A 12720-nucleotide genomic window follows, 5' to 3' on the forward strand; every position below is an offset into this window, starting at 1 on the left:
GGCGGCCCGCTCAGACGTAACGTTCGAGGATCGAGGACTCCGCGAGGCGCGACAGGCCCTCGCGGACGCTGCGGGCGCGCGACTCCCCGACGCCGCCCACCTCCTGCAGGTCGTCGATGCTGGCAGCCAGCAGCTTCTGCAGGCCGCCGAAGTGGTTGACCAGGCGGTCGACCACCGTGGCGGGCAGCCGGGGCACCTTGGCCAGCAGCCGGAAGCCGCGCGGGCTCACCGGGCTGTCGAGCCGCTCGGCCCCGCCGTGGCCCAGCACGTGCGCCACGGCCGAGAGGTCGAGCAGCTCGCCGCCCGACAGGTGGTCGAGGTCGTGGAGGGCCTCGGTCAGGCGCTTCTGGCGGCGGCTCGCGGGGGCCGGCAGGTAGTCGCGCACGACCAGCTCGCGTTCGGAGTCGACGCCCGCCACCAGCTCGTCGAGCTGCAGCGACAGCAGCCGCCCGTCGGTGCCGAGCTCGACCACGTAGCCCTTGATCTCGTCGGAGATGCGCCGGACCATCTCCAGACGCTGGGCCACCGCCGACACGTCGCGCACGGTGACCAGGTCTTCGATCTCCAGCGCCGACAGGGTGCCGGAGACCTCGTCGAGCCGGTGCTTGTAGCGCTCAAGGGTGGCCAGGGCCTGGTTGGCCTTGGACAGGATGGCCGCCGACTCCTCCAGCACGTAGCGGATGCCGTCGAGGTAGAGGGCGATGATCCGCATGGACTTGCTGATCGCGATGATGGGCAGGCCCGTCTGCCTGGCCACGCGCTGGGCGGTGCGATGGCGGGTGCCCGACTCGTCGGTGGGGATCGCGGGGTCGGGGACGAGGTGCACGGCCGCGCGCACGATCTTCTGGTCGTTGCTCACCACGATCGCGCCGTCCATCTTGGCCAGCTCGCGCAGGCGGGTGGCCGAGAACTCGACGTCGAGCTCGAAGCCGCCGCTGCAGACCTCTTCGACGGTCCGGTTGTGGCCGAGCACGATCAGCCCGCCGGTCTGCCCGCGCAGGATGCGCTCAAGGCCGTCGCGCAGCGGAGTGCCCGGCGCCACAGCGGCCAAAGCGTCGCGACGGCGGTCGTCAAGACTCCTGTCCACCTGACCCCCGTGTCGATTGGTCACGCCCAGCTTAGCCGTGCTATGTGACGTGCGTGAGTGCGTCCCAGACGTTCTCGGCCTGGACGACCTCGAACCCGGGGGCGAACGCGACGGGCCCCACAGGCACCAGAGCCCGCTGTCCGTTGCGTTTCCCGGTGCCCGTTTCGAGGGATCCGGCGGGGACGAGCGCCCGCTTGAACCCCAGCCTGGCCGCCTCCGTCAGCCGCCTGCGCACGTCTTTGACCGGGCGCAGCTCGCCCGCCAGGCCCACCTCGCCGAGCGCCACCAGCCCGGCCGGCAGCGGCTTGTCGCCCGCGGCGCTCGCGACGGCGAGCATCACTGCCAGGTCGACGGCGGGATCGGCCAGCTTGATGCCGCCCACGGTGGCGGTGAACACGTCGCAGCCGCCGAGCCGGGCGTTGAGCCGGCGCTCCAGCACGGCGAGGATCATCTGCACGCGGTAGGTGTCGAGCCCGGAGGACGATCGCCGCGGCTGCTGGGCCTCGGTGCGGGCCACGAGCGCCTGCACCTCGGCGGGCAGCGGGCGGGTGCCCTCGACGGTGACGGTGACGCAGGTGCCGGCGACCGGCTCGGTGCGTCGCGAGACGAACAGCCCGCTGGGGTCGGTGATGCCCTCGATGCCGCGCTCGTGCAGGTCGAAGCAGCCGATCTCGTCGGTGGGGCCGAACCTGTTCTTGATCGCGCGGACCATGCGCAGCCTGGAGTGGCGGTCGCCCTCGAAGCTGAGCACGACGTCGACCAGGTGCTCAAGGGTGCGGGGGCCGGCGATCGAGCCCTCTTTGGTGACGTGGCCGACGAGGACCGTGGCGAGGTTGCGCTCCTTGGCCAGGCGCACCAGGTTGGCGGCCACCTCGCGCACCTGGGTCACGCCGCCGGGCACGCCCGTGGCCTGGGCCGAACCGATCGTCTGGACCGAGTCGACCACCAGCAGCCTCGGCTCGACCTTGTCGATGTGGGTGATCAGCGCCGACAGCTCGGTCTCGGCGGCGAGGTAGAGATTGTCCTGGATGGCGCCGATGCGGTCGGCCCGCAGACGGACCTGGGCCGCCGACTCCTCGCCTGTCACGTAGAGGACGGTGGTGCGCTCGGCGATGCGGGCCGCGGCCTCCAGCAGGAGCGTGGACTTGCCGATGCCGGGCTCGCCGGCCAGCAGCACCACCGCGCCGGGCACCAGGCCGCCGCCGAGCACCCGGTCGAGCTCGCTCACCCCGGTCGTGCGGGCCGTGGCCACCTCGGCCTTGACCTGGCCGATGGGCAGCGCGGGCCCGGTGGTCGCGCCGCCCTGGACGACGCTGACCCCGGCGCGCGCGCCCTCCTCGTCGACAGTGCCCCACGCCTGGCACTCGCCGCACCTGCCGACCCACTTGCTCGTGCGCCAGCCGCACTCGGCACAGCGGTAACCGGGCTTCTGCGCTGTCTTGGCCATGTCGAGCAGGCTAGCGGCCCGTGCCGACAATCCTCGACTACCGCGACAGGCCCAGTTCCTGCACCAGCAGGCGCTTGGGACGGGCGCCGACGATCTGCCTGACGGGCTCGCCGTTCTCGAACAGCAGCAGCGTGGGCAGGCCCATGACGCCGTAGCGGGACATGATCTCGGGGTTCTCGTCGGTGTTGAGCTTGCCGATGGCCAGGCCGTGCTCGGCCTCGATCTCGTCCAGGACGGGGGCCACCATGCGGCACGGCGGGCACCACTCGGCCCAGAAGTCGACCAGCACCGGCTGGTCGCTCTTGAGCACCTGCTCCTCGAAGTTGTCGGTGGTCAACGTGATCATTTGTCTCCCCTTACGAAACAGCCCGGGCACGACTGGGCGAGCTGGGCGGCGACCTCGGCGCGGCGGGCGAGCAGCACGCGGATCTCCTCGTCGATCTGCATGATCTTGCGCTGGTAGACCTCGACGGACTCCGAGCAGGAGCCGCCCGAGCTGTGGCCCGAGCGCAGGCAGTCGACGAACGGCCTGGTGTCCTCCAGCGTGAAGCCGACCGAGAGCAACGACCGGATCTCGGACACCAGCTTGACGTCCTCCTCGGCGTACTCGCGGTAGCCGTTGGGGCCGCGTCTGGCCGAGAGCAGGCCGTGCTGCTCGTAGTAGCGGAGTGAACGGGTGCTCACCCCGGTGCGTTCCGCCAGCTCCCCGATGCGCATGCGTCCAAGGTAAACGTTGACACCGACGTCAACGTCAAGTCCTCCGGGCAAGGTGCGGCCATGAGCTCAGAAGTAGCGCCAGCGCAGCACGTTCGGGTAGAAGATCTCCAGGCCGGGGGTCTCGGCGACGGCCTGCTCGGCCACGTCGGGGGCGAACTCGATGCGCAGCACCGCCTCCAGGTCGGCCCGGCGCTCGAAGGACATCGTGAGGTCGAGCGGCCGCCGCTGCCAGCCCTGGCGGACCCAGAACGCCTCCACCTCGCGCGCCGAGTATGCCGGCACCGTGCGGGAGAACCAGCGGCCGAACGAGCCGCGGGTGGCGTCGAGGTCGATGACGAAGGCCGCGCCGCCGCGGCGTACGACGCGGGACAGCTCGCGCAGGCCGGGCTCGCAGCCGGGGCCGAAGAAGTAGGCCCAGCGGGCCATGGCCACGTCGACGCTCGCGTCGGGGATCGGGAGGTTCTGGGCGGTGGCGGCGTGCACCGAGACGTTGGGCAGGTTCGCGCAGCGGCGGCGGGCCAGGCCGGCCAGGTCGCCGTGGGGCTCGACGCCGATCACGGCGGCCGCGTCGGCGGCCAGGACGGGCAGGTGGTAGCCGGTGCCGCAGCCGATGTCGAGCACGGTCGCGCCGGCCCAGGGGCGCAGCTCGCGCATCGCGGCGTCGGCCGCGCCCTGGGGGTCGACGGCGCGGTTCTCCAGCTCGTAGACCTGGGGGGTGTTCCAGATGTTCGGGCTCGGGATCGCGCCTCTGGCTATCCGTGGCATGGTCCCAACCGTAGTGGGGTGTGGGGGAGCGTCTTTGGGGTGGGATGGGGGGTTGGGTAGGGCTATCTGGTGGGGCTCACGCGCCAGAGGCGCTTCTCCGGCTTAGGCTGGCAACGTGGCTGATGTCATCCGCGTGCCCAATGCGAAGATCGCATTGTCCACCGCTTCGGTATATCCAGAACGCACTCCCGACGCGTTCGAACTGGCCGCGCGCCTGGGCTACGACGGTGTCGAGATCATGGTCGGCGCCGATCCGGTGAGCCAGGACATCGACGTGATCGAGCGGCTGTCGGAGCATTATCAGGTGCCCGTCCTGGCGATCCACGCGCCCTGTCTGCTCGTGACGCAGCGGGTCTGGGGCAGGGACCCCTGGGCCAAGCTGGTCAGGGCGCAGAAGGCCGCAGAGCGCCTCGGCGCCTCGACCGTCGTGGTGCACCCGCCCTTCCGCTGGCAGCGCGACTACGCGCGCGACTTCGAGAACGGCCTGGCCCGCATGCGTGACGAGACCGCGGTCACGTTCGCGGTCGAGAACATGTTCCCGCTGCGCGCCAGGGGCAACGACGTGGTGCCGTACTCGCCCGACTGGAACCCGATCGACTACGACTTCCCGCAGGTCACCCTCGACCTGTCGCACACCGCCGTGTCCGGCTCCGACGCCATGGAGATGGCCACCAAGCTCGGCGACCGGCTGGCCCACCTCCACCTGGCCGACGGCATGGGCGTGACGAACAAGGACGAGCACCTGGTCCCCGGCAGGGGCAACCAGCCGTGCGCGCAGATGCTGGAACGCCTGGCGACCTCCGGCTACGGCGGCCTGGTGGTGCTGGAGATCAACACCCGCAAGGCGGCCAGCCGCACCGAGCGCGTCGACGACCTGGCCGAGGCGCTGGCCTTCGCCCGGCTGCACCTGGCGGCGTCCCGATGAACGTGGGGCCGACCAGGAACGTGGGGCCGACCAGAGACCTCGCCAGGGTCTTCGACAGCGTGGCCGACGCCTACGACGCGGGCCGCCCGACCTATCCCGACGAGATGTTCCGCGCGCTCACCGAGATCACCGGGGTCGAGCTCGACGGCGCCACCACGGTCGACGTGGGCGCGGGCACGGGCATCCTGACACACGCGCTGCGGGCCCGCGGCTCGCAGGTGATCGCGGTCGACCCGGGCGCGGAGATGCTGGCCCGGCTGGTCTCGCGGATCGACGGCGAGCCGCCGGCCGTCACGGCGCTGATCGCCGACGGCAACGCGCTGCCGCTGGCCGGCGGGGTGGCCGACCTGGTGACGTACGCGCAGTCATGGCACTGGCTCGACCCCGTCGTCTCGATCGCCGAGGCCAGGCGGGTGCTGCGGCCCGGCGGCGCGATCGTGGGCTGCTGGAACCTCCACCACGCGGCGCAGGCCGACTGGCTGGCCGCCTACGAGGCGCGGCTGGCCGAGGCGGTGCCCACGTACTGGGGGCCGGCGGTCGAGGAGTGGTCGGTGCCGCCCATCGCCGCGGCCTTCGAGGTGGTCGAGGAGCGCTGGATCCCGTGGACGAGGCTGGTCGGCATCGAGGACTTCCTGCTCGACCTGCGGTCCCACTCGTACATGGCGGCGCTGTCGCCGGAGGCGGCCGACGGGCTGGTCGCCCGGCAGCGCGGGGAGCTGGGGAAGGTCTTCCCCGAGGGCGTGCTGTCGGTGCCGATGCGGGTGTACCTGGCGGTGGGCCGGTGACCGGCGGGGCGCGGCCATGACCGACGTACGACGGCGGCCCGGACGCAGGCCCGGGTCCGCCGACACGCGCGGCGAGATCCTGGCGGCGGCGCGGCGGGTGTTCGCCGAGAAGGGCTTCGACAAGGCCACGGTGCGCGGGATCGCGCGGGAGGCCAAGGTCGACCCGGCTCTGGTGCACCACTACTTCGAGACCAAGGAGGGCATGTTCGCGGCGGCCCTGCAACTGCCGATCACCCCCGACGAGATCGTCCCGATGCTGCTGGACGGCCCGCGCGAGGAGATCGGCGAGCGGCTGGTGCGGACGATCCTCGGCGTGACCGCCGAGCCGGAGACCCGCGAGCCGATGATCGCCCTGATCCGCTCGGCGCTGACGAACGAGCAGGCCGCGGCGATGTTCCGCGAGTTCATCACGAACGCCCTGCTCTTCCAGGTGGCCGACAGTCTCGGCGTGCCGCACCTGCGGATCGAGGCCGCGTTCGCCCAGATGTACGGCCTCATCATGGCCCGCTACGTGATCAAATTGGAGCCACTGGCCGGCGCGGACCCGGAAGAGCTGGTCGAGCTGATCGCGCCGACCATCCAGAGGTACTTCACGGCGTAGAGCATTGTTCGGTATAGGGCACTGACCTTAGGGTATAGGTGTCGTCCCGGGAAGTTACTGGCCGGTAAGATTCCTGGAAACGCGTGTCCGTATGCTGGCAGCCATCGTCGTCTGTGGGAGGACCCCGTGCTCTGGGTAGCGATCATCGGGCTGGTCATGACCGTCCTGGCGGTGGCCGTCGCCGGCCGCAGGGTGTTGTTCCTGTTCAAGCTGGCGACCTCGGGGCCGCCGGCGCCCGAACGCGTCGAGTACGCCAAGGAGCACGCCGCCGATGAGCTCAAGGCCCAGCTCGTCGAGGTCTTCGGCCAGAAGAAGCTGCTGAAGTGGACGCCTTCGGGCATCGCCCACTTCTTCGTCATGTGGGCGTTCTTCATCCTGCTGACCGTCTACATCGAGGCGTACGGCGCGATCATCCAGGGCGCGATCACCGGTGAGCCCGACTTCCACATCCCGCTCATCGGGACCTGGGGCGTGCTCGGCTTCCTCCAGGACTTCATCGCGGTCGCGTGTCTGCTCGGGCTGGTCGCCTTCGCGATCATCCGGGTCAAGAACTCGCCCAAGACGCTGGGGCGCAAGTCGCGTTTCTCCGGCTCGCACCTAGGCGGCGCGTGGCTCGTCCTGTTCATGATCTTCAACATCATCTGGACGCTGTTCCTGGCCCGCGGCGCCTCGGCGGCCAACGGCAACTTCCCCTACTCCTCCGGCGCCTTCGTCTCCCTGGCGCTCGGCGACGCGCTGCCGGCGAGCCCGCTGCTGGAGGAGATCGCGCTGCTCCTGCACATCGGCTTCATGCTGGTGTTCCTGGTCATCGTGGTGAACTCCAAGCACCTGCACATCTTCACCGCGCCGCTCAACGTGCTCTTCTCCCGGCGTCCCAACGGCCTCGGCGCCGCCTCGGAGCTGCGCGTCGACGGCAAGCTCGTCGACTTCGAGGACGAGGAGCTCGACGCCGAACGCCTGGGCCGCGGCAAGATCGGCGACACCACCTGGAAGGGCTTCCTCGACTTCTACTCCTGCACCGAGTGCGGCCGCTGCCAGTCGCAGTGTCCGGCCTGGAACACCGACAAGCCGCTCTCGCCGAAGATGCTCATCCTCGACCAGCGCGACCACGCCTTCAAGGTGGCCCCGTACCTGATGGCCGCGAGCAACGAGCACGCCGGCACCGACGTGCTCGCGCTGCTGGAGAAGCCGCTCGTCGGCGAGGACGGCGTCATCCACCCCGACGTGCTGTGGTCGTGCACCAACTGCGGCGCGTGCGTCGAGCAGTGCCCGGTGGACATCGAGCACATCGACCACATCCTCGACATGCGCCGCTACCAGGTCATGGTGGAGTCGTCGTTCCCGTCCGAGGCGGGGGTGATGGTGAAGAACCTGGAGAACAAGGGCAACCCGTGGGGCATGTCCGAGATGAAGCGGGCCGACTGGATCGAGGAGCTCGACTTCGAGGTCGAGCTGGTCGACGAGAAGATGCCCGAGGACGCCGAGTACCTGTTCTGGGTGGGCTGCGCGGGCGCCCTTGAGGACCGCGCCAAGAAGACCACCAAGGCGGTCGCCGAGCTGCTGCACATCGCGGGCGTGAAGTTCGCGGTGCTCGGCCCGATGGAGGCGTGCACCGGCGACCCGGCCCGCCGCCTGGGCATGGAGTACCTGTTCAACATGCTCGCCCAGCAGAACATCGAGACGCTCAACGAGGCCGGCGTCAAGAAGATCGTCGCGACCTGTCCCCACTGCTTCAACACGCTGGCCAACGAGTACCCGCAGCTCGGCGGCACCTACGAGGTCGTGCACCACACGCAGCTGCTGTCGAAGCTGGTGGACGAAGGCCTGCTCACCCCGGTCACGCCGATCGAGGAGAAGATCACCTACCACGACCCGTGCTTCCTCGGCCGCCACAACAAGGTCTACTCCCAGCCCCGCGACATCATGTCGAAGGTGCCCGGCGTGCAGACCCAGGAGATGCACCGCCACAAGGACCGCGGCTTCTGCTGCGGCGCGGGCGGCGCGCGCATGTGGATGGAGGAGCGCATCGGCAAGCGCATCAACACCGAGCGGGTCGACGAGGCGCTGACCACGAATCCCGACACCGTCTCGACCGCGTGCCCGTTCTGCATGGTGATGCTCGGTGACGCGATCAACGAGAAGAAGAACAACGGCGAGGCCAAGGAAACGCTGGAAGTCGTGGACGTCGCGCAGCTCTTGATCAAATCTGTCAAGGGCGCTTCCTGACCTCGAAAAGTCGGACTCCTCTACAGGCTCTGTAGAGGAGTTCCGCACGTCACGAGGCCATGCCCAGGAAATCTCCCATCCACATAACGGGAAAATCACGGTAACCTCAACGTCGCATGGCCTTATTCGACGGGGAGGGGGCTAGTGATGCGCGTCGTGGTCACGGACGCCGAAGTCACCCTGGCCGACGTGCTCTCCCTGCGACTCGCCATCGACGAGCCCCTGGGTGACGGCACCGAGCTCGTCCTGCGCCATCGCGCCACGGGGGTCGAGCGCGACGTGCGTCTGGGCCGGACGGGAAGCCGGACGCGGGAGGCCACGCTGGCCGTCTCGCTCGCGCCGCTGGAGCTGACCGCCGGCCGATGGGACGCCTACCTGCGGCACGAGGGCGGCCGCAGCAGACTGCGCAGCGTCGATCCCGGGTTCTCGCTCGACCACCTCGACGCGTACGCGCTGTGCCGCCGGACGCTGGCCTACCGGTCGTACCGGACCCGGAACGGGTTTCTGGCCCTGAAGATAGCCGACGCCACGCCGGTGGCCGAGGTGCGGGCGATCTGGTTCAGGGAGGGCCGGTTCGAGGTGACGGGGCTGCTGGCGTACACCGGGCTGGAGGACGACGACGCGCGCCGCGAGGCCACGCTCACCCTCGACCGCCGGCCGACCAGGGAACGGGTGTCGTCCACCGCCACCGTCCAGGGCGTGCGTTTCCACGCGGCGGTGTCGCTGGTGAACGTGGTCGAGGCCGATCCCGACACGGCCGGCACGTGGGAACCCGCGCTGGAGGTCGAGGGCGTGCCCACGCCGCTGCGGCTGGGCGCCTGGCTCGACGACGTCGACGGCAAACGCAGACGGCTGCACTATCCGTCGGCCGAGATCGACGGCGTGCCCGTCCGGCCCAGTTACACCGCCGACGACGAGCTGCGCATCGAGGTGGGCGGATGAAGGTCAGCCTGGTCCTCGCCTCGGCGTACGGGATGCGCGGCGACGTGCGCGCGATGCTCAACCTCGCCACCGCCCTGTCCGAGCGGCACGAGGTCGAGGTCGTCAGCGTCAGGCGGCAGAAGGAGAAGCCGTTCTTCCCCATCGGCGCCAAGGTGGCCATGCGCAGCGTGGTCGACGCCCGTCCCGGGGTGCGCCACCTGCTGCCGCGCGGCCAGATGCGCACCGAGATGGCGCTCTGGCGGATGTTGCGCGGGCTCAGGGCCGACGTGGTGATCACCGCCAGGCCGGGCATCGGCGTCCAGGTGGCGCGGCATGCTCCACGTGAAACCCTCAAGATCGCCAGAGAGTGGGGGCGGCCCGCCGTCCCCGGGCCGGTGCAGCGGCTCTACCCGCGCCTCGACGCGGTCGTGACGGCCACGGAGTCGGCCCAGGAGGAATGGGTCAGGCTGCTCGGCGGCGGGCTCGACGTCCACTCCGTGCCGGACGCGCTGCCGGGTGGCCCGTGGCCGCGCTCGCGAATGGACAACCGGATCGTGGCGGCCGGGGGCAGGTGGGTGTCGGTCAAGGCGTACGACCGGTTGATCAGGGCGTTCGCGATCGTGGCGGACAAACGTCCCGACTGGCGGCTGCGCCTGTACGGCGGCGGCCCCGAGGAGCGGCGGCTGCGGTCGCTGGTGGGCGAGCTCGACCTGCACAACCACGTCTACTTCATGGGCGTCACGCCCGATCTGGCGGGGGAGTTCGCCAAGGCGTCGATCGTGGCCAACCCCTCCCGCAGCGAAGACCTGGGCATGACCGTGCTGGAGGCCATGGGGTGCGGGGTGCCGGTGGTGGCCTTCGAGGGCGCGAGAGGCCCCAGGGAGTTCGTGGCGACCGGCTACAACGGCGTGCTGGTGCCCGAGAGCGAGAGCGAGGCGCAGCACTTCGCGGGCGCGCTGCTCGCGCTCATCGACGACGAGCGCCGCCGTCGCTCGCTCGCGGCCGGTGCTCTGGACACCGCCGTACGCCATTCGGCCGAGGAAGTCGCCGAACAGTGGGAGAAGCTGCTCTCAGATCTCCGCTAGCTCATACGGGTTACGGGTACCGTAGAAGCATGCATGGGTACAGCGGAGACAAGCAGGCATATCTGACGCGCCTCCGGCGAATCGAGGGCCAGATCAGGGGCCTGCAGCGCATGGTCGACGACGATGCCTACTGCATCGACGTGCTCACCCAGGTCTCCGCGGCCACGCGGGCCCTTCAGGCCGTGGCGCTCGGGCTGCTGGAGGAGCACATCTCCCACTGCGTCGCCGACGCGATCAACACGGGCGGCCCGGAGGCCGAGGCGAAGGTGAAGGAGGCGTCGGCCGCCATCGCCCGCCTGGTCAAGTCATAGGGCCGTCCTCCTCCATACGTAGGAGAGAGACACCCTCGATTGACTAGTTACCTGGAATCCCCGGGAACGACTGTCCCGGACCCCATCGGAGCCCGGGACAGGTAATTTTCGATGGTCTTCAGCGACTCGCCGAAGTCCGCAATCCGAGCGCGTCGTCGAGTTCGTCCAAGGTCAGCCGCCGCTCGCTGACAGCGACGGCGGTGAGCACCTCGGCGTAGAGCGCAATCTCGTCCAACGCGACACGGTCGTGGACCCGAGAGTCCAGGTCGTCGTGCCCCACCGCGTCGTCCTTCCTTCCGCAGCCCACACCCTCTACGAGGTTACGGCGAGCGCCCTTCCTGCGACATGGCCCATCGGAGTCATTCCTTTCGGCGTCACGGGGGCCCCACAGGGATCATTTCCCGAAGTCGAGATCACAATTCAGCGAATTGCCCGGTGACTGAAGTGATACGGGGATATGGGCGTAGTAAGGGTGAAATTACGGTAATAGTGGGTTACGTGTGACCGATGTGGTGATCGTCGCGTTCGTGGATCAGCTCGCGGACCAGCGCGCTCTGGCCCGCCAGGCCATGCTGCGGCACCTTGGCCCCGGTCAGCCGGCTCCACGCCAGGCACGTGGCGTACGCCGCGCCCAGCACGGCCGCCTTGCTCTCCCGGTCCGGCGGCGTCACCACCGCCGCCTGCGGCACGGGCTCCCCGCCCGGACGTACGGCGAAGCCCTCCGGCTCGGTGCGCTCGGCCGCCGAGGTGCCCGTCAGCCCGGCACGCTCCAACTCCCCGTACGCCCGCCGCAGCCGGTGGTTCAGCCGCTCGGGCAACATCCTCCTGGAATCGGACAGATCGGCCAGGTACGCCGCCGCCGCCCCCGACGCGTCGCCCACGAAGCTCAGCGCCTCGACCAGGTCGTACACCGAGTGGGCGAAGCAGGCGCCGGGATCGGTCTCCGGCAGCAGGGCCAGGGCCAGCCGCGGCGGGCAACGGTCCAGCCAGACCCGGCGTACGGCGTCGTCGCCCCGAGCGGCCGCGGCGTCGTCGCGGCCGGGCCGGCGCAGCGTCGGCTCCACCATCGTGAGCAGCGCCAGCGCCCGCGGCCTGAACCGGATGTCGGACAGCAGCACCTGGGCCGTGTCGGCGATCAGCGCGGCCAGCCGGAGCGCGGCCCGCGGGCGGCCGGCACGGGTGCGCTCGGACACCAGCGTGACGAGGTCGAGCAGCGGCGGCGCGGGCAGCCAGCGCACCCATTCGTCGCCGGGCAGCGAGCGGCGCAGGTACTCGCCGAAGAGCGTGATCAGGCGCTCGTTGCCGTCGAAGGCCGGCGCGTACGCGCACCACATGATCGTCCCCCAGACGGCGGCGACCGTGCTCGGCACGTCGGCGGCGAAGATCTCGCCGAAGGCGGTCAGCGGGTAGTCGAGCTCCGACTTGCGGCCGGCGCCGCGGACCGTCTCGGCGATCTGCTCGGTCACCGCCCGCGGCACGTCGGGGCCGATGAACGCCTGGGTCGAGCCGGGCTCGGCGGCGAAGTCGGGCCCGGTGGGCACCACCTCGTCCGGCAATGCCGCTGTGACGTGCCCCACCTTGCGGGCCCGTTCGCCCCTGGGGGGCGGCGCGGGATGCCAGCGGCCGTCGCCTGGGTCGTGCAGGTACCAGCGCGCGTACGCGCCGTGGAGCCAGCGGTCGCCGTCGGGGGTCACCAGGACCCGAGCTGCCAGGACGTGCGCGCGGTCGGGCACGGACAGGCCCTGCCAGCGCGGGTCCGCGACCATCGCGCGGACCTCCGCCTCTGTCGAGGTGAACGCATCCCAGGGGCGCACGGCCGTCATCGTACTGGCCTGCCGGACTCTACCTGT

The 12720-nt window shown here is 70.3% G+C and carries 14 protein-coding genes; 7 read left to right on the forward strand and 7 right to left on the reverse strand.

The window, feature by feature from the left end:
* Window positions 1-10: 10 nt before the first annotated feature.
* From disA to AB0J97_RS03985, 5 genes are all read right to left on the reverse strand, one after another.
* Entirely contained in the window at window positions 11-1087 is a 1077-nt protein-coding gene (gene disA / locus AB0J97_RS03965) for a DNA integrity scanning diadenylate cyclase DisA (protein ID WP_357702279.1), read from the reverse strand.
* A 40-nt stretch (window positions 1088-1127) separates the two neighbouring features.
* Window positions 1128-2534, reverse strand: coding sequence for a DNA repair protein RadA (radA, locus tag AB0J97_RS03970; protein WP_357702281.1), 1407 nt, complete (start codon window positions 2532-2534; stop codon window positions 1128-1130).
* 37 nt (window positions 2535-2571) lie between these two features.
* Window positions 2572-2880: a thioredoxin gene (trxA, locus tag AB0J97_RS03975; RefSeq protein WP_357702283.1), complete on the reverse strand. Its 309-nt coding sequence runs from the start codon at window positions 2878-2880 to the stop codon at window positions 2572-2574.
* A complete protein-coding gene (locus AB0J97_RS03980) occupies window positions 2877-3251 on the reverse strand; it encodes a MerR family transcriptional regulator (RefSeq protein WP_357702285.1) in 375 nt (124 codons plus the stop codon). Before AB0J97_RS03980 ends, trxA begins: the two co-directional genes overlap by 4 nt.
* Before the next feature lie 66 nt (window positions 3252-3317).
* Window positions 3318-4016 (reverse strand): class I SAM-dependent methyltransferase, encoded by a 699-nt coding sequence (locus tag AB0J97_RS03985; protein WP_364084122.1) that lies wholly within the window; start codon window positions 4014-4016, stop codon window positions 3318-3320.
* Between the two features lie 115 nt (window positions 4017-4131).
* Between AB0J97_RS03985 and AB0J97_RS03990 the strand changes: the two genes are divergently transcribed.
* From AB0J97_RS03990 to AB0J97_RS04020, 7 genes are all read left to right on the forward strand, one after another.
* A complete protein-coding gene (locus tag AB0J97_RS03990; protein ID WP_357702289.1) occupies window positions 4132-4941 on the forward strand; it encodes a sugar phosphate isomerase/epimerase in 810 nt (269 codons plus the stop codon).
* A complete protein-coding gene (locus AB0J97_RS03995; protein ID WP_364084125.1) occupies window positions 4938-5726 on the forward strand; it encodes a class I SAM-dependent methyltransferase in 789 nt (262 codons plus the stop codon). Before AB0J97_RS03990 ends, AB0J97_RS03995 begins: the two co-directional genes overlap by 4 nt.
* A 16-nt stretch (window positions 5727-5742) precedes the next feature.
* Window positions 5743-6327, forward strand: coding sequence for a TetR family transcriptional regulator (locus AB0J97_RS04000; RefSeq protein ID WP_357702293.1), 585 nt, complete (start codon window positions 5743-5745; stop codon window positions 6325-6327).
* 126 nt (window positions 6328-6453) lie between these two features.
* Window positions 6454-8553 carry a (Fe-S)-binding protein gene (locus AB0J97_RS04005; RefSeq protein WP_364084128.1) on the forward strand — a complete coding sequence of 700 codons (2100 nt, stop codon included), beginning with the start codon at window positions 6454-6456 and terminating at the stop codon, window positions 8551-8553.
* Between the two features lie 147 nt (window positions 8554-8700).
* Window positions 8701-9495: a hypothetical protein gene (locus AB0J97_RS04010; RefSeq protein WP_357702297.1), complete on the forward strand. Its 795-nt coding sequence runs from the start codon at window positions 8701-8703 to the stop codon at window positions 9493-9495.
* Window positions 9492-10559: a glycosyltransferase gene (locus AB0J97_RS04015; RefSeq protein WP_364084131.1), complete on the forward strand. Its 1068-nt coding sequence runs from the start codon at window positions 9492-9494 to the stop codon at window positions 10557-10559. Before AB0J97_RS04010 ends, AB0J97_RS04015 begins: the two co-directional genes overlap by 4 nt.
* Before the next feature lie 29 nt (window positions 10560-10588).
* Complete coding sequence (locus AB0J97_RS04020; RefSeq protein ID WP_352327377.1) at window positions 10589-10870, forward strand: metal-sensitive transcriptional regulator; 282 nt, start codon at window positions 10589-10591, stop codon at window positions 10868-10870.
* Between the two features lie 118 nt (window positions 10871-10988).
* On the opposite strand, the gene AB0J97_RS04025 is transcribed toward AB0J97_RS04020, so the two are convergent.
* Complete coding sequence (locus AB0J97_RS04025) at window positions 10989-11150, reverse strand: hypothetical protein (RefSeq protein ID WP_020540796.1); 162 nt, start codon at window positions 11148-11150, stop codon at window positions 10989-10991.
* 214 nt (window positions 11151-11364) lie between these two features.
* Window positions 11365-12693: a hypothetical protein gene (locus AB0J97_RS04030; protein WP_364084246.1), complete on the reverse strand. Its 1329-nt coding sequence runs from the start codon at window positions 12691-12693 to the stop codon at window positions 11365-11367.
* Window positions 12694-12720 lie beyond the last annotated feature (27 nt).

The organism is Nonomuraea sp. NPDC049607 (genome assembly GCF_040675375.1).
In the GTDB taxonomy this organism is placed as follows: domain Bacteria; phylum Actinomycetota; class Actinomycetes; order Streptosporangiales; family Streptosporangiaceae; genus Nonomuraea.